16 protein-coding genes are annotated in these 15,841 nt (G+C 67.9%); 13 read left to right on the top strand and 3 right to left on the bottom strand.

All coding sequences use genetic code 11. The features are described 5' to 3' along the window. Positions 1–50 precede the first annotated feature (50 nt). Genes aroF through AB5J62_RS07345 form a run of 7 tightly spaced genes read left to right on the top strand, consistent with a single transcriptional unit; the run spans position 51 to position 8,506 of the window. Positions 51–1,091, top strand: a complete 1,041-nt coding sequence (gene aroF / locus AB5J62_RS07375; protein WP_370947368.1) for a 3-deoxy-7-phosphoheptulonate synthase — start codon at positions 51–53, stop codon at positions 1,089–1,091. A gap of 23 nt (positions 1,092–1,114) precedes the next feature. Further along, positions 1,115–1,450 (top strand): hypothetical protein, encoded by a 336-nt coding sequence (locus AB5J62_RS07370; RefSeq protein WP_370947367.1) that lies wholly within the window; start codon positions 1,115–1,117, stop codon positions 1,448–1,450. 8 nt (positions 1,451–1,458) lie between these two features. Beyond that, on the top strand, positions 1,459–3,420 hold the full coding sequence (locus tag AB5J62_RS07365) for an FAD/NAD(P)-binding protein (protein ID WP_370947366.1): 1,962 nt from the start codon (positions 1,459–1,461) through the stop codon (positions 3,418–3,420). Then, a complete protein-coding gene (locus AB5J62_RS07360) occupies positions 3,417–4,766 on the top strand; it encodes an adenylosuccinate lyase family protein (protein WP_370947365.1) in 1,350 nt (449 codons plus the stop codon). The genes AB5J62_RS07365 and AB5J62_RS07360 overlap by 4 nt, the downstream gene beginning before the upstream one ends. An 11-nt stretch (positions 4,767–4,777) precedes the next feature. Beyond that, entirely contained in the window at positions 4,778–6,073 is a 1,296-nt protein-coding gene (locus AB5J62_RS07355; RefSeq protein ID WP_370947364.1) for an acetyl-CoA carboxylase biotin carboxylase subunit family protein, read from the top strand. 10 nt (positions 6,074–6,083) lie between these two features. Continuing rightward, positions 6,084–7,304: an ATP-grasp domain-containing protein gene (locus AB5J62_RS07350; RefSeq protein WP_370947363.1), complete on the top strand. Its 1,221-nt coding sequence runs from the start codon at positions 6,084–6,086 to the stop codon at positions 7,302–7,304. Next, a complete protein-coding gene (locus tag AB5J62_RS07345; RefSeq protein ID WP_370947362.1) occupies positions 7,301–8,506 on the top strand; it encodes an MFS transporter in 1,206 nt (401 codons plus the stop codon). Before AB5J62_RS07350 ends, AB5J62_RS07345 begins: the two co-directional genes overlap by 4 nt. Here AB5J62_RS07345 and AB5J62_RS07340 read toward each other — a convergent pair. After that, entirely contained in the window at positions 8,448–9,722 is a 1,275-nt protein-coding gene (locus tag AB5J62_RS07340; RefSeq protein ID WP_370947361.1) for an MFS transporter, read from the bottom strand. The two genes, AB5J62_RS07345 and AB5J62_RS07340, sit on opposite strands and share 59 nt — an antisense overlap. Before the next feature lie 101 nt (positions 9,723–9,823). Here AB5J62_RS07340 and AB5J62_RS07335 point away from each other — a divergent pair, with 101 nt between their 5' ends. From AB5J62_RS07335 to AB5J62_RS07320, 4 genes are all read left to right on the top strand, one after another. Beyond that, complete coding sequence (locus tag AB5J62_RS07335; RefSeq protein ID WP_370947360.1) at positions 9,824–10,324, top strand: hypothetical protein; 501 nt, start codon at positions 9,824–9,826, stop codon at positions 10,322–10,324. 7 nt (positions 10,325–10,331) lie between these two features. After that, positions 10,332–11,270, top strand: coding sequence for a hypothetical protein (locus AB5J62_RS07330; RefSeq protein ID WP_370947359.1), 939 nt, complete (start codon positions 10,332–10,334; stop codon positions 11,268–11,270). Positions 11,271–11,426: 156 nt separating this feature from the next. Continuing rightward, on the top strand, positions 11,427–12,155 hold the full coding sequence (locus tag AB5J62_RS07325) for a hypothetical protein (RefSeq protein ID WP_370947358.1): 729 nt from the start codon (positions 11,427–11,429) through the stop codon (positions 12,153–12,155). Between the two features lie 95 nt (positions 12,156–12,250). Continuing rightward, positions 12,251–13,018 (top strand): SDR family NAD(P)-dependent oxidoreductase, encoded by a 768-nt coding sequence (locus tag AB5J62_RS07320; protein ID WP_370947357.1) that lies wholly within the window; start codon positions 12,251–12,253, stop codon positions 13,016–13,018. An 8-nt stretch (positions 13,019–13,026) separates the two neighbouring features. Here the strand turns inward: AB5J62_RS07320 and rho are convergent, their stop codons facing one another. Next, positions 13,027–14,097: a transcription termination factor Rho gene (gene rho / locus AB5J62_RS07315; RefSeq protein WP_370947356.1), complete on the bottom strand. Its 1,071-nt coding sequence runs from the start codon at positions 14,095–14,097 to the stop codon at positions 13,027–13,029. Between the two features lie 206 nt (positions 14,098–14,303). On the opposite strand from rho, the gene AB5J62_RS07310 reads away from it, so the two are divergent. Further along, positions 14,304–14,576 carry a DUF6412 domain-containing protein gene (locus tag AB5J62_RS07310; RefSeq protein ID WP_370947355.1) on the top strand — a complete coding sequence of 91 codons (273 nt, stop codon included), beginning with the start codon at positions 14,304–14,306 and terminating at the stop codon, positions 14,574–14,576. A gap of 66 nt (positions 14,577–14,642) precedes the next feature. Next, entirely contained in the window at positions 14,643–15,365 is a 723-nt protein-coding gene (locus tag AB5J62_RS07305) for a YidC/Oxa1 family membrane protein insertase (protein WP_370947354.1), read from the top strand. Here the strand turns inward: AB5J62_RS07305 and AB5J62_RS07300 are convergent. Further along, positions 15,362–15,838 carry a hypothetical protein gene (locus tag AB5J62_RS07300; protein ID WP_370947353.1) on the bottom strand — a complete coding sequence of 159 codons (477 nt, stop codon included), beginning with the start codon at positions 15,836–15,838 and terminating at the stop codon, positions 15,362–15,364. The genes AB5J62_RS07305 and AB5J62_RS07300 overlap by 4 nt on opposite strands. Positions 15,839–15,841: the final 3 nt, after the last annotated feature.

Genomic DNA, 15,841 nt, shown 5'->3' with positions numbered 1-15,841 from the left:
TTCGAGTTTCAAACCCACACCACACCCCACCTGTTCTGAGGAGAAAAGTCATGTCTGAGTCGCTCCTGGTTTTCGCCGCCGGCACCAACGTCGACGGCTGGCTGCAGCACTTCGACTCCACCGGCACCACCGCGAATTCAGTGAAACTCGGGGATTCCATAGTCGTGATCGCCAAGGGCCCCGGCACCGAGATCCCCGCACCGGCCGGGCTGCCCGCCCCGAAGCACGAGGTCGCCTCCAAGGGCGACTTCCGCCTCGGCCGCCGCGAGCTGCGCCCTGAAGGCACCATCGTCACCATCGGCGACGCCAAGGTCGGTGACGGCTCCGTCGCCGTCTTCGCCGGGCCGTGCGCGGTCGAGAACCGCGAGCAGATGATGGCCACCGCCTCGGTCGCCGCGCAGTACGGCTCCGTCGGCCTCCGCGGCGGCGCGTTCAAGCCCCGCACCTCGCCCTACTCGTTCCAGGGCCTGCGCTGGGCCGGGCTCGAGCTCCTGGAGGAAGCTCGCGCCCACACCGGGCTGCCGATCCTCACCGAGTGCGTCGACCCGCGGCACGTCGAGCGCCTCGCCGAGACCATCGACGGCTTCCAGATCGGCGCCCGCAACATGCAGAACTTCGAGCTGCTCTCCGAGGTCGGCAAGGCGGGCCTGCCGGTCGTGCTCAAGCGCGGTTTCGGCTGCACGGTCGACGAGACGCTCGCCGCGTCGGAGTACATCACCGCGCAGGGCAACGACCAGGTCGTGCTGTGCGAGCGCGGTATCCGCACCTTCGAGCACTCGACCCGGTTCACCCTCGACCTCTCGGCGGTCGCGCTGATGAAGCAGCGCTCGCACCTGCCGGTGATGGTCGACCCGAGCCACTCGGTCGGCATTCCCGCGCTGGTCGAGCCGATGACGCTGGCCGCGGCGGCCGCCGGCGCCGACGCGCTTCTCATCGACATCCACGTGCAGCCGGAGCAGGCGCTCTGCGACGGCAAGCAGGCACTGGTGCCCGAGGCGTTCCGCGGCTTGATGACCAAGCTGGAGCTGCTCGCCATGGGTATCGGCCGCAAGATGGGCGGCGTCGTCCGGCCCGCCCCCGACTTCGCGTAACACACATTCCTGGGGTGAGACCCATGTCCACATTGGACTCGGTATTGGCCGACGAGGATTTCGCGGAAGACCGGCGTGGCCTCAATCCGCACGAGCGGATCAGCTGCCGATACCACCGCCGGTGGGCGCATGAATGTGTCTCCTCACCTTTGCACGTGATCCCGGTGACCGGGCACCGCTGGTGCCGCGGGTGTGAAAGCCCGCTGTCCGTGGCCGTCGATGACCTGATGGGCGTGGTCGTGCTGACCTGTCCCCGTTGCGGCGAGACCCCGGACAACCCGGCGACCCAGCAGATCGTCCGCACCTGCCGAGCCAGCTTCCAAGCCTCGCACGGCACTGAACTTGTGAACGCCGCCTAGGAGAAACTATGGAACTCTGCATCATCGGTGCCGGGCCAAGAGGCCTCTCCGTCCTGGAAAGACTGTGCGCCAACGCCCGTGATCGCGACCCGACCCAGCACGTGACCGTCCACGTCATCGACCCGCACATCCTCGGCGGCAGCAACGTCTGGCGCACTTCGCAGTCCACCGAACTGCTGATGAACACCGTCGCCTCGCAGATCACCATGTTCGCCGACGACTCGGTCGACTGCGCCGGTCCGGTCGTGGCGGGCCCGAGCCTGCACGACTGGGCTCGTTTCGTGCACACGTTCGCGGGCAAAGTGCCCGAGTGGGTGGAAAAAGAGGCCAAGCGGCTCGGCCCCGACTCCTACCCGTCACGTGCCTTCTACGGGCACTACCTGCAGTGGGTGCTGCGGCACCTGCTCAAGACCACTGTGGACCATCTGTCGATCGAACTGCACGCGCTCACGGCGACCTCGCTGTCCGACGACTCGGACGGCACGCAGACCGTCACGCTGTCCGACGGCAGCACGCTGGAGAGCCTGGACGCCGTCGTGCTCACACAGGGCCACCTGCCGAGCATCCCGACCGAGAACGAGAGCACGCTCGCCGACTACTCGGCCCGCCAGGGCCTCGACTACGTCCCGCCGATCAACCCGGCCGACCTCGACCTCGGGTTCCTGGAGCCGGGTCAGCCGACCATCCTCAGAGGACTCGGGCTCAACTTCTTCGACTACATGGCGCTGCTGACCGTCGGCCGTGGCGGGGAGTTTTCCCGTGACGGCAACGGAAAGCTCGTCTACCACGCTTCGGGAGCCGAGCCCAGGATCATCACCGGATCCCGGCGCGGCATCCCGTACCACGCGCGTGGTGAGAACCAGAAGGGCCCGTACGGCCGCCACGACGCGATGTTCCTGACCGCTGACGTCGTCGCCGGTTTCCGGCAGCGCGCCAGCCGCGGGCACCGGGCGAACTTCCGCACGGAGGTCTGGCCGCTCATCGACCGTGAGATCCGCGCGGTCTACTACTCGACGCTGCTCACCGAGCGGCACTGCGGCTGCGACGCGGACACGTTCCTGCGCCGCTACCGCGCGCTGGAGATCGAGGACGCCGGCGACGCGAACCGGTTCGACCCGTTCACTCGGATCGAATCGCAGGCCGAGGAGTCCTTGCTCGAACGCTCCGGCATAGCGCCGGAGGAGCGCTGGGACTGGCACGCGATCTCGAAGCCGTACGGCGAGAAGAAGTTCGCGAACGCGGCCGAATACCGCGAGTGGCTCATCCCCTACCTGTCCAACGACGTGAAGGAAGCCAAGCGCGGCAACGTTTCCAGCCCGCTGAAGGCCGCGCTCGACGTCATGCGCGATCTCCGCAACGAGATCAGGCTGATCGTCGACCACAGTGGACTGTCCGGTGACTCCTACCGTGACGACCTGCTCGGCTGGTACACCCCGTTCAACGCGTTCGTGTCCATCGGCCCGCCCGCCAGGCGGATCGAGGAGCTGGTCGCGCTGATCGAGGCCGACGTCATCGAGATGGTGGGCCCCGGCATGATCGTCGAGACCCCGGACGACGGACTCGGCTTCCAGGTCGGCTCCAGCGAGATCCCCGAGCAGGTGATCCGCGCGACCGCGCTGATCGAGGCCCGGCTGCCCGAGCCCGACCTGCGCCGCACGACCGACCCGCTGATGGGCAGTCTCCTGGCGCGTGGCGAGGCACGGGTCTACCGGATCCCGAGCAACTCCGGCGGGCACTACCAGACCGGCGGGCTCGCGGTGTCCAACCGGCCGTACAACCTGGTGGGCGCGGCCCGGCAGCCGCACCCGCGCCGGTTCGCGTTCGGCGTGCCGACCGAGGCCGTGCACTGGGTGACCGCGGCGGGCATCCGGCCAGGGGTCAACTCGGTGATCGTGGCCGACGCGGACGCCGTGGCGCGCGCCAGCCTCTCGGCGGCGTCACTGCGCTTCAGCCAGGCGGCCGGCCTATGACGGACTTCGGCATTCTGGCACCCGGCTGGGCGGGCACGGGCGTCGACGAGCTGGTCAGCGACCTCGCGTGGGTGCAGGCCATGCTCGACGCCGAGGCCGCGCTCGCGCGTGCGCAGGCCGAGCTCGGCGTGATCCCGGCCGAGGCGGCTCGTGTCATCGTCGCCGCCTGCTCGGCGGACCGGCTCGACCTGCGCGGGCTGGCCGCCGGGGTGTACGCGACGGCCAACCCGGTCGTCGCGCTGGTCGCCCAGCTGACCGCGGTGGTGGAGTCGATGGACGACTACGCCGTCGACTACGTGCACCGCGGCAGCACGAGCCAGGACATCCTCGACTCGGCCATGATGCTGGTCACCTCCAGGGTCTTCGCCCGGATATTGACCGAGCTCAGGTCATGCGCGGAAGGGATGGCCGAGCTCGCGCGGCAGCACCGGCGCACCCCGATGGCGGGCCGCACGCTGACCCAGCACGCGGTGCCGATCACGTTCGGGCTCAAGGCCTCGGTCTGGCTCAAGCTGGTGCTGGACACGATCGAGCGCGTCGAGCGCGTGGTGCTGCCCGCGTCACTGGGCGGCGCGGCCGGCACCTTGTCGGCCTATGGCGAATACGCGGCACAGGCCGGTGTCCGCGGCGGGATCGAGCTGATCGAACCGTTCGCGCGGCACCTCGGGCTGGAGCCGTCCGTGCCGTGGCACAGCATCCGCACCCCGATCGCGGACATCGCGGGCGCGCTGGTCTTCGTGGCCGGTGCGCTCGGGAAGTTCGCGCTCGACGTCCAGGTGCTGACCAGGACCGAGATCGGCGAGGTCGCCGAGCCGTCCGCGCCGGGACGTGGCGCTTCTTCGGCCATGCCGCAGAAGCACAACCCGGTGTACTCGACGCTGATCATGACCGCGGCGCGGCAGATCCCGGCGTACGCGCTGGTGCTGTACCAGAGCATGGTCGTCGAGGACGAGCGGTCGGCGGGCGGCTGGCACGCGGAATGGCAGCCACTGCGGGAAATCCTGCGACTGGCCGCCGGAGCCGCGACCAACGCCGCCGCGCTGGCGGGCGGTCTGCGAGTGCAGCCCGAAACCATGCGGGACAACCTGGCGCTGACCGGCAGCGCCCTCGTGTCGGAGAAGCTCGGCGCGGTGCTCGCACCGTTGCTGGGCAAGGCGCCGGCGAAGAAACTCCTCACCCGGCTCATCGAGGAATCGGCCGCGACCGGCGCCGACCTGGTCGACCTGCTGGCGTCGGAACTGCCGCAGCTCGACCCCGCCGCCGTCCGTGACCTGCTCGACCCGGCCCAGTACGTCGGCGACGCCCCGGCGCTCACCGACCTGGTCCTCCGTACTCACATCACCTGAAAGTAGTACCCATGGAAGCATTCATCCTGACCGGAACCTTTGGCGTGGTCTGCCGCAATTCCCTGTACCTGACCGAGCTCGCGAAGCGCGGGCTCAAGATCCTCCTGATCACCCAAGCGCGCTGGCGGGATGAGGCGTTCGCCCGGATGGCCGAGCCCGGCCACCCGGCTTCGATGATCCACGAAATCGGCTTCATCGACGGCGGTGTGAGCGAGGAAGGCAGTTACAACGCCGGCGTCGTCGCACTCGGGCAGGCGTGGCGCGAGAAGTACGAGATAGCCGGTGTGCTCGCCGTCGGGGAGACCCTCGTCGAGCCGACCGGGATACTCGCCGACGCGCTCGGCATGCCGAGCCCCGGCCTGCGCGCCACCCGGGTCTGCCGCAGCAAGTACCTGCAGCGGTTCTACCTGCCCGAGTTCAGTCCACTGTCGATAGTGCTCCCGGCAGGCGAGCGCGAAACACTGCACCCTGAGGACGTGCGGTTCCCCGCCGTGGTCAAGCCCGCCAGCCGTCACTCCAGCTCCGGTGTGGAGATGGTCGACGACTGGGACGAGCTGCACAGGCAACTCCAAACCTACCCGGAACACGAGACCGTTCTCGTCGAAGCCAAGGTCGTCGGCCAGGAGTTCTCGGTCGAAAGCCTTGTCCAGCACGGAAAGGCGATCTTCACCTCGGTCACCCGCAAGGAGACGACCGACTCACACGCCCGCACCTTCGTCGAGCTGTCCCACAGCGTGCCCAGTGACCGGTTGGACGTCCAGGACGCGCTGCTCGACGCCAACCAGAAGATGCTCGACAAGCTCGGCTTCGAAAACGGCATCGCGCACGCCGAATGGCGCGTCGACGCCGAAGGGAAACCCTTCCTGATGGAGGTCGCGGCCCGCACGCCCGGCGATGGGATCATGGTCCTTTATGGACTCGCCACCGGCGCGGCCGCCGAACCCGAGATCACGAAGATCGCGCTGGGTGAGGACGCGAGCTACCCGGCTCCGGCCAGGCACGCCCGGCAAATCTACCTGGAGCATGAACTCGGCACGCTCGCCGACGTCGTCATCGAGTGGGACGGCATAGAGCCGCACTGGCTCGGCGAGGACGGCCTGTGGCCGGAAATCCAGCCGGGTGCCCAAGACGACCCGCCCACCTTGCGAGCACTGCTCGTACTGAAAGGAAAGGGAACGACGCTCACCGAACTCAGCGCGTCCGAGGACAGGGCGGTCACCTTCCTCATCGACGCCCCGACAGTGAAGGAGCTCGACGAACTGGAGAACCGGGTCCGCGAGGCCGTCACCATCAAGGTCGAGAAGTAAGGAGCAGAACATGGTCACCCCACTTGTGATGGTGATGCCCTACAAGGCCTTCGTCGAGAAGGCCACGCAAGAGGGGTTCGCCGTCTGCGCGATCTGGGACCCGGGCATGGGCCCGATGATGCCGCCGGGGTTCAACTTCCCCGAGTACCTGAAGGAGGTCGAACAGCACGCCGACTCACTCATGTACGCCGACTTCACCGACCGGGAGGAGCTCGCCAGAGTCATCACGAAAGCCGTCCGGAACACCGGTGCCGAGCTCGTCTACCACGTAGGCATGGAAGCCAGCATGGTCCCCGCCTACGAGATCGCCGACGAGCTCGGCACCGCGGTCAACCCGCCGCGGTCGATCCGGCTGCTCAACAACAAGCACGAGATGCGCAAAATGCTGGCCACGCACGGGCTTTCGAGCGTCCAGTACGCGCACGCCGACCACTGGCGTGACGTCGACGCGCTGCTCGGCGGCTTCCGGCTGCCGGTGGTCGTCAAACCGACCGACCTCGCCGCGTCGCAGGGCGTGTTCAAACTGACCGATCGCGCCCAGCTCGCCGACTGGGGCAAGCTGCTCGAGTCCTACGACTACGACGGCCCGGTGCTGATCGAGGAGTTCCTCGACGGCCCCGAGTTCAGCGTGGAGAGCATGTCGATCCACGGTGAGCACCACGTCATCGGCGTCACCCGCAAGGTTCTCGGCCCGCCGCCGACCTTCGTCGAGGCAGGCCACATACATCCGGTCGCCGAATCCGCCCAGACCAAGGCGATCGCGACGCTGACCAAGGAACTGCTGCGCGTCTCCGGTTACCAGACCGGCCCGGTGCACACCGAGGTCATCTGGACCCAGCGCGGCCCGAGAATCGTTGAATCCCAGGCACGTCTGGGCGGCGACAAGATTCCGCAACTGGTCCAAATGGCCACCGGATTCGACCTCGAGCGCGAGATCTTCCGCGCGCTGAAAGGCGGCCCGATCACCCCGAAGACCCGCGGCGACGTCGCGAGGATCCACTACTTCTCGTTCATACCGGGCACGATCAAGTCCATCGACGGGTTGGACATCGTGCGCGATCTGGAGTTCGTCGGCGACGTCAGCTTCCCGTTCGAAGTGGGCGGGACCCTGCCGGTGACCGTCGACTCGCGCACCCGCCACGGGTTCGTGACCTTCCACGGCAAGGACGAGGCCGAGACGGACGCCCGCCTCGATCTCATCAAAGCACTGGTGCGGGTGATCACCGAATGAATTTCCTGAAGCTGCACCCGAATCTGCGGGTCCGCATCGGGGTCGGGTTCGTCAACCGGCTGCTCGACTCGATGATCACCTCGTTCATGGCCATCTACCTCGCGTTCCGCTACGGCGTCGCGGTGGCGGGCGTGCTCATGTTCGTGGTGGTCTCGTTCGGCGTCGTCGGCATGCTCGTGGGTGGCCACATTTCCGACACCCGCGGCAGGCGGCAGACGTTGCTGCTCACCGAGTTCGCCGGCGTCCTCACCTTCGCGGTGATGGCGCTCGGCGACTCGTGGGGCGACACGGTGCTCGTGTACGGCGCGTACCTGGTGAACCGGTTCGCGGCCAGCGTCGCATTGCCCGCGAACGACGCGCTGATCATCGACGTGACCACGCCCGAAGACCGCAAGCAGGTCTACACCTTCATCTACTGGACGATCAACCTCGCGCTCGCCATCGGCGGGCTGGCAGGCGGTTTCCTCTACAACGGACACTTCACGCTGCTGCTCGGCGGCGCCGCCGTCTGCACCGCCGGCGTCGTTCTCGTGACGTACTTCTTCATCGCGGAGACGAAGCCGGTGGTCGAAAACGCTCCACCCCGCGCTTCGGCGCTGGCGGAGTTCAGCGCGGGCTACAAACTGGTCATCAGGGACGGGATGTTCATCCGGTACATGGTGGCCGCGACCCTGTTCATGGGCATCGAGCTGCAGCTGACCAACTACGTCGGCGTCCGGCTCGCGCACGATTTGCCCAATGGCATCGAGCTGCTCGGCATCCTGCGTGCCGAGAACACCGCTCTCGTCGTGATCCTCACGTTGTTCTCGCACCTGTTGTTCCGGCGGCTCTCCGACAACGTCCGCCTCCTCGGCGGTGTCGGCATCTTCGTGGCCGGGTACATGGTGCTGACCGTGTCCAACACCGGCTGGGTACTGCTGATCGCCGGGTTCGTGTTCACCATCGGTGAGCTGATGAACGTCCCGGTCAAGCAGGCGATGCTGGCGAACATGGTCCCGGAACAGGCCAGGACCCGGTACATGGCCGTCTACAACCTGAACATCCGCGTCGCGCAGATGCTCGCCGCGGTCTGCCTCTCGCTCGGCTCGATCGTGCCGCCGTGGGGCATGGCGCTGCTGTTCGGCGCGGCCGGGCTGGTGATCCTCAGTCAGTTCCGGGTGCTCCTGGCACGTTCAGCGGTTCGGGAGCCGGTCGCGGTGTGACCGGCCGGGTGCGTTCGGCCCAGCGGACCGCCGGTCCGGTCGCCAGCCCGGAGGCCAGGAAAACGACACCCAGCAGAATCCAGCCCGGCGCACCCCACTCGACGATCAGCGTGACCAGCAGCAGCGGCCCCAACATCCTCGCGACCGGCAGGCCGGCGCCGAAGAAGCCCTGATACTGGCCCTGCTTGTCAGCGGGTGCGAGCTCGAAGCTCATCTCCCACGCGCCGGCGGACTGCTGCATCTCGCCGATCACCTGAATGGTCGCGGCGACCAGCAAAATGGCCACCGGGATCCAGACCGCGGCATGGATCTGCGAGAACGCGAACACCACACAAGACAGGAACATCACCCAGCCGGACTGCGTGACGATCTTCGACGCCGAACCGAGGTCGGTCACTTTTCGCGCCACCCGCACCTGGAACAGCATCACCACGGCGGTGTTCAGCACGAGCAGCGCGGACACCATCCAGGTCGGCGCGTTCGTCCGCTCGGTGATCCACAGTGGAGTCGCCAGGCTGATGATCGGCATCCGCAGCAGCATGATCATGTTGAGGAAGGAGATCAGCGCGTACGGCTTGTCGCGCAGCACGGCGAGCTTCGGCTCGCCTTCGACATGCGGCACCGGCGCGACCGGTGGCAGTTTCAAGACCAGCAGCGCCGAAAGCAGGAAGCTCACCGCGTCCATCCCGATGACGGCGAGGTAGGCCTCCTTGGTGTCGAACTGCAGCGCCAAGCCGCCGATCGCGGCGCCGATGGCGATACCCGCGTTCGTCACCGCCTGCAGGTACGCCCGCGTCTTGGTGCGGTCCTGCCGTTCGACCAGCGCGGCCAGCAGCGCCTGGCGCGCCGCGGACAGCCCGGACTGGCATGTCGCATAAACGACCACCGACACCAGAAACAACGGGAACGTCCGCACGACCAGGAAAGAAGCCACCGCGACACTCGTGCCGAGCGCCAGCAGTGTCGCGACCCCGCGAGTGCCGAAACGGTCGGCGAGATGACCGAGTGGCACGCCCATCAGGAACCCGACCGCCCAGCCGATCGTGAGACCGAGACCGATCTGCGTCGGGGAAAGGCCGATGATCCGGGTGAAGTAAAGGACAGAACAGACGTAGTACGCGCCGTCCCCGACGGAGTTGGTCAGCTGACCGGCCGCGAGCACCGTCGGCGGGCCCGGCGGCGGGGCGATTCGGCTGAGCAGTGCACTCCGGGCCACGGTGTCTCCTAGTTAAGTGGTAACCGAACGTGCCATCCCCGCGCACAGCACGTCAAGCACCCGTTCGGCGTTCGGACATCGGAAAGGACGGTGAAACGGCCATGCCCGGTTACCGCTACGACGTGTTCCTCAGCTGCGCGCGCACCGGGCCGTCACGGAAGTGGACGGTGAATCATTTCCGGGATCTGCTCGATCGGAGCCTGGCCAAGCTCATCGAGGAACCGAAAATCGTCCTCCCCGGCGAAGGCGAGCTGCGCGACGCCCGGCTGCTCGTGCCGATCTGGTCGCCGCCGTACTTCACCTCACCCGACTGCCTCAGCGAGTGGGAGTCGATGCGGCTGCGCGAACGCCTCTGCGGCCACCGGCTGATCTGCCCGGTGCGGTTCTCCGGCGAGGGCATGGCCGGGCACGACCTGCGGCGCTGGAACCGCCCGCACCCGTCGTTCCGGCAGACCCCGCGCTACGACTCGCTGGCCGACGAGGTCGGCAAGCTGGCGCTCGCACTGGCCGATTTGCTGCCACGGGTCCCGCGCTGGCGCGCCTGGCCGTCGGCGCACCCGCGCCCGCCCGCCCAGCCACCGCCGTCACTCCCCCAGTTGTGAGGCCACCATGATCACCACCTTCTACGCACGGCGTGAGCACCCGCCGTCCGCCGAACTGGCGCGGCGGACGGCGACGGTGCTCGCGGGCTGGGGACACCGCGTGCTGTGCGTCGAACGGTCAGCGCTGGCCGGATTCCTGAGCGATCCGGCCACTCCGGTGATCGCCCGCCAGGACAACGGGGTCGAAATCATCCACGGCGCGGCCGAACGCGTCGACCTCGAGACCCTCTACACGGACCGGCGCCTTGGCGACGCGCTCGAAGCCTGGCGCGCCGACCACGCGCACCGGTACGACGCCGTGCTCATCGACTGTCCACACGGGACCTCCGACACCGCTGCCATATGCCTCGCGCAACTGCCGGACACGGTGGTCGCGGTCTCCGGCGACGGCTCGACCGACGCCGAGCTGGCCGACATCCTGCGCCGCGCCGACGCGGCACGCGACCGGATGTCCTACGGCCTGCCGCAGCTGACCTTCGTCCCGATCCTGCCGCCCGGCACGACGTCGCCGACGCTGACCGCGCTGGCCGACAACTGGATCTCCCGCGAGGTCTCGCCTGCCGCCGCGCTCACCGCGCTGGCGTTCGACGCGCGACGGCACCAGCCACGGCTGCTCGCCGCACTGCTGGTCCGCGAACTCGACGCCAGCAGGCTGCTGGTGCAGAATCCGCGCCTGCTCGTCGCGGGCGCGCGCAAAGCCGAACTCCGCCGCGAACACGCATTACGTGGTCGAATCCGAGATCTTCTCACGAAATTGACCCATTCGGCCCAAGACTGGGACGCGGTGCGGGTTTTACTGGGCACCCTGGAAACCGGACTGCGCCTCGGCGACTGGGACACCCTCGATCGAGCACTCGCGGCGCTCAGCGTCACCCACACGCGTCACAATCGGCCCATTCCCGCTGATGTGGCGGCACGGACAGTGACCCTGCTGGATCACCTCTGACCCCGGTTTCGGTCGCCCCCTCGGCGATCGAAACCCGGGCGGTCCCGATTGCCGATATCGCCCGAAGCCACCTATTGTTACGGCTTGAATTTGAATTCTCCAGGGTCGATCCTGAACTGAAACAAACGCAGTGGCGGCCGACGAAAGGACAACGCGTTGTCCGACGGGAGCTATCCGTCCAGCGAAATGGACACCGACCGGTTCGCCGTGATCGTGCCCCCTCGTCCCCGTCGCTGGACCACCGTGATCATCGTCGCCGTGATGGCACTCGCGGTCGCCGTGGTCGCCGGCATCGTCTACGTCGCGATCTCCAGCGCCAAGCGCATGCAGGACGCCGCCCCGCCACCGGCCGCGCAAGAGCCACTGCTGCAGACGTCGTCGTCGCGCTCGCCCAGCAGCGCGCCGTCCTCGTCACCCACGACCACCACCACGACCTCGTCGGCGGCCACCGGCCTCAAGCCGGTCACCGGCCCCGCCGGGCTGGTCGTTTCGCTGCCACCCTCCTGGTCGGTGCACGCGGGCGCCGTCGCGAGCAACCGCGAGGCGACCGACCCCGACGAGGCCAGCAGGCTGATCCGCTTCGGCGGCAACCCGTCGTCATCGGGCTCCCTGTTCGACATCACCGCGCGCAACGAGACCCGCAACACCTCGATCAGCACCGACTACCAGCGCGTACGCCTGGACAAGATCGACTTCGGGAACGCCAGCGAAGCCGTCGACTGGGAGTTCACCTTCACCAAGAGCGGCAAGGCCACGCACGCCCGCGGAGTCTATTGGCGTATCGACAACACCGACTACGTCGTCTACACCTCGTCCTCGGAGACGAGCTGGGCCGAGTCGGCGGAGATCTTCGACAGCGTGCTCGCCTCCGCCCAGCCGCGCTGACCTGACGGCGTATCGGGCGGCAGTGCGCCGCCAGTGAGCGCGCTGCGCCAAGGTGGATCCAGCACGCACCGGATCGACCGACAAGGGGCATTTCGATGGCGGACCTGACCGGCAAGACCGCGCTGGTGACCGGCGCCTCGCGGGGCATCGGCCGCGGCATCGCCCGCAGGCTGGCCGCGGACGGCGCGCTGGTCGCGGTGCACTACGGCAGCAACGACACGGCGGCCAAGGAAACCGTCGCGGCGATCGAGCACGAGGGCGGCGCCGCGTTTCCCGTCAAAGCACCGCTGGGTGTGGACGGCGATGTGGAGAACCTGCTGACCGGGCTCCAAGCCGGACTCGACGGCCGCCCCTTGGACATTCTGGTGAACAACGCCGGTTCCGGCGGCCCCGGCTCACTCACGATGGCCACGCCCGCGACGTTCGACGAGACGTTCGCGGTGAATGTGCGGGCCCCGTTCTTCCTGCTGCAACAGGCGCTTCCGCTGCTCAACGACGGCGGACGGGTCGTGCTGATCTCGTCGTCGATCACCAGGGTGCCGTTGCCTGCCGCGCTCGTGTACGGGATGACGAAAGGCGCGCTGGAGATGCTGGGCCGGACACTCGCGATCCCGCTGGGCCAACGGCAGATCACGGTCAACGTGGTCTCGCCCGGAGTCACGGACACCGACCTGATCGCGCCGGTACGGGATCAGCCGGGGATCATCGAAGCGCTCTCGGCGTCGATCGCGCTGGGCCGGATCGGGCAGCCCGCGGACATCGCGGACGCCGTCGCACTGCTCGTCTCCGACGACGGCCGGTGGATCACCGGGCAGGTCATCGAGGTCAGCGGCGGCGCGAACATCGGCGTGATGGGCGTCTAGGGCGTGTCCTAGGCAGCGCGCGGCGCGACCGACGCGGAAACGCGAAGCAGGAACTCGGTGTTCGAGGAGGTCTTGCGGAGCTGGTCGAGCAGCTGCTCGGTGGCGTTCTGGCCGTGCAGCGCGCGGCGCACGTCGTGCATGATGACCAGCTCCTCGCGAGGCACCAGCAGCTCGTCGCGGCGGGTGCCGGACGCGGTGATGTCCACGGCCGGGAACACGCGGCGCTCGGCGAGTTTGCGGTCGAGCTTGAGCTCGGCGTTGCCGGTGCTCTTGAGTTCCTCGAAGAACAACGTGTCGGCCAGCGACCCGGTTTCGACCAGCGCGGTGGCGATGATCGTCAGCGAGCCGCCGTGCTCGATGTTGCGCGCCGCGCCGAGAAAACGCTTGAGCGGCTGCAGGGCGCCGGCGTCGACACCGCCGGACAGGATCCGGCCGGACGGTTTCCCGGCCAGGTTGTACGCGCGGCCGAGCCGGGTGAGCGAATCGAGCAGCAGCACGATGTCCTCGCCGTTCTCGACGCGGCGCTTGGCGCGCTCGATGGCGAGTTCGGCGACGGCGATGTGCTCGGCAGGCGGCCGGTCGAAGGTCGACGCGATGACCTCGCCGTCAATGGACCGGCGCAGGTCGGTGACCTCTTCAGGACGCTCGTCGACGAGCACGACCATGAGCTCGCATTCGGGGTGGTTGACCGAGATTCCGTGCGCGATCCCTTGCAGCACAGAGGTTTTACCGGCCTTGGGCGGCGCGGGGATCAGCGCGCGCTGCCCCTTGCCGAGCGGCATCACCAGGTCGATCACCCGGGTGAGCAGCAAATTGGGTTTGGTTTCGAGCAGGAGGCGCTGATCGGGATGGATCGGCGTCAGTGCGGTGAATTCGGGACGGTTCCCGGTGGGTTCGGCGCCATTGACGGTGTCGATCTGCGTCGTGGTGCCGCTGATCACGTCGCCCTGGCGCAGCGCGTACTTGCGCACGGTGGCCAGCGGCAACGGGACGTCGCCGGGCCCGGCGTTGTAGCCGGACCTGACGAACGCGGTTTTCGCTTGTATGTCAACGATTCCATAGATGGTATTTTCGGGCATGGGTGTTCTCCAAGGATGCGAACGCGACCAGAACGGATCGCGGGAAAGAGGGAAGCGAGACCGGAAGGCCTGACTTCGGGAAGATGCCCCGGGGCGGCTCAGCTAGCCGACTTCCACTGGGAGCACCGTCAGCATACGCGGCTTCGCGCCGAAGCGCAACGCACCCCGTCTCCGGTACACTTCGGCCGAGCCTGAGGGGAGGTCGCGTGTCCACGTTGCTACAGCTGGCATTTCCGGCGTTGACCAGCCCCGGCGCGCTGCTCGCCTTCGCCTCGGTGCTCGCCGCGAGCCTCTTGGTCGTCCTGCTCGTCTCGCACGCACACGGCGGCGAACTCACCCTGTGGTCCTCGCCGGTACGCGGCCGCGCCACCGCCTTGCGCGAGCGTTCGCGACGCGCCGCTTTCCTGCGCCTACGAGACCCTGACGCCCGAGGGCGACGGCGTCCCCGCGCACCCGGACCGCGCAGCCTGGCTGCGTAGCACTTTCTTTCACGCAGCCAATCCGCTTATCCCCCAACCCTTTTCTTTCTCAGCGGAGTGCTGCCCATGTTCGGTTTCCTCGACGTGCCCGTTTCCGGCGCGTACCACCTCGTCACCTGGCTCGCCTCGATCACCCAGCCGGTCACCGGCCCTTTGGCCGTCTCGGTCGCGATCATCGTGTTCACCCTCTGCGTCCGCCTGCTGCTGCATCCCTTGAGCAGGGCGGCTCTTCGCGGTGAGCGCGCACGCGCGGTGATGCAGCCTGAGCTTCAGAAGCTGCAGAAGAAGTACGCGGACAACCCCGACCGATTGCGCCAAGAGGTGGCGAAACTCCAGGAAGAATCCGGCGTCTCGTTGTTCGCCGGTTGCCTGCCGATGTTCGCCCAGCTGCCGTTCTTCTGGGTGATGTACCAGCTCTTCTCATCCGCGACCGTGGCGGGTGAACCCAATGCCCTGCTGGCCGGGACGCTCTTCGGCAGTCCGCTCGGCGCGCATTGGCCCGCGCTGTCCGGCAGTCCCGTCTACTTCGGACTCGCCGCGGCGCTCGCGGTCGTCGCCTGGTTCTCGTCGCGCTGGCAGGCCCGGCAATCGCCCGACAGCCCCAAATTCCTGCGCCTGCTCCCCTACGGCACCGTGCTGGCCGCCGGTTTCGTGCCGCTCGCGGCCGGTCTCTACCTGCTGACGACGACCACCTGGACGGTCGCCGAACGCGCCTGGCTCCGGAGGCCGCGAGGGGAAAACGCCGCCCTCACAGCGGTTTCCCCTCGCGACCGGACCCGGGATGCCTAGAAGTACGTGATGTCCCAGTGGTTGCCCTCATCGCAGTACAGGTTGCCAGCGGCGGACTTCCACTGAGGGTAGCCGTCGCCACGCAGCCCGATGTAGGTGAAGCTGTTCTTGACGTAGGAGTCGATGCAGCTGTTGTGCGAGATGTCGATCTTGTAGCCGTTCCAGTGGCTGTAGGTGCCGGAGGCGTGCCCGACCTCGGTGCCGCCGGTGATGTTGATCGCGCAGCCACTGGACCGCTTGAGCGTGATCGCCTGGCTCACCGTGCTCTGGTTGATCTGCTCGTACGACGTGCACGTCGAGACGTTCCGGTTGGTGCAGCCACCGCTCGACGAGTGGGTGATGCCGGCGCCGCCCAGCTGCGACTGGGCGGCGGACTGGCTCAGTTTCGTGACGGCCGAAGCGGTGCCCGTGGTGAACAGGAGCGCCGCCCCGATGGCCGTGACGGCCACCGCCAGCCGAGGGAGTACGCGCATGGA

The organism is Amycolatopsis sp. cg5 (assembly GCF_041346955.1).
Lineage (GTDB): Bacteria > Actinomycetota > Actinomycetes > Mycobacteriales > Pseudonocardiaceae > Amycolatopsis.
This window is presented reverse-complemented; position numbering and strand designations above follow the sequence as displayed.

Excerpts from the sequence above, each read along its gene's own strand:
- aroF (WP_370947368.1), top strand. The coding sequence starts at position 51 with ATGTCTGAGTCGCTCCTGGTTTTCGCCGCCGGCACCAACGTCGACGGC.
- AB5J62_RS07370 (WP_370947367.1), top strand. The coding sequence starts at position 1,115 with ATGTCCACATTGGACTCGGTATTGGCCGACGAGGATTTCGCGGAAGAC.
- AB5J62_RS07365 (WP_370947366.1), top strand. The coding sequence starts at position 1,459 with ATGGAACTCTGCATCATCGGTGCCGGGCCAAGAGGCCTCTCCGTCCTG.
- AB5J62_RS07360 (WP_370947365.1), top strand. The coding sequence starts at position 3,417 with ATGACGGACTTCGGCATTCTGGCACCCGGCTGGGCGGGCACGGGCGTC.
- AB5J62_RS07355 (WP_370947364.1), top strand. The coding sequence starts at position 4,778 with ATGGAAGCATTCATCCTGACCGGAACCTTTGGCGTGGTCTGCCGCAAT.
- AB5J62_RS07350 (WP_370947363.1), top strand. The coding sequence starts at position 6,084 with ATGGTCACCCCACTTGTGATGGTGATGCCCTACAAGGCCTTCGTCGAG.
- AB5J62_RS07345 (WP_370947362.1), top strand. The coding sequence starts at position 7,301 with ATGAATTTCCTGAAGCTGCACCCGAATCTGCGGGTCCGCATCGGGGTC.
- AB5J62_RS07335 (WP_370947360.1), top strand. The coding sequence starts at position 9,824 with ATGCCCGGTTACCGCTACGACGTGTTCCTCAGCTGCGCGCGCACCGGG.
- AB5J62_RS07330 (WP_370947359.1), top strand. The coding sequence starts at position 10,332 with ATGATCACCACCTTCTACGCACGGCGTGAGCACCCGCCGTCCGCCGAA.
- AB5J62_RS07320 (WP_370947357.1), top strand. The coding sequence starts at position 12,251 with ATGGCGGACCTGACCGGCAAGACCGCGCTGGTGACCGGCGCCTCGCGG.
- rho (WP_370947356.1), bottom strand. The coding sequence starts at position 14,097 with ATGCCCGAAAATACCATCTATGGAATCGTTGACATACAAGCGAAAACC.
- AB5J62_RS07305 (WP_370947354.1), top strand. The coding sequence starts at position 14,643 with ATGTTCGGTTTCCTCGACGTGCCCGTTTCCGGCGCGTACCACCTCGTC.
- AB5J62_RS07300 (WP_370947353.1), bottom strand. The coding sequence starts at position 15,838 with ATGCGCGTACTCCCTCGGCTGGCGGTGGCCGTCACGGCCATCGGGGCG.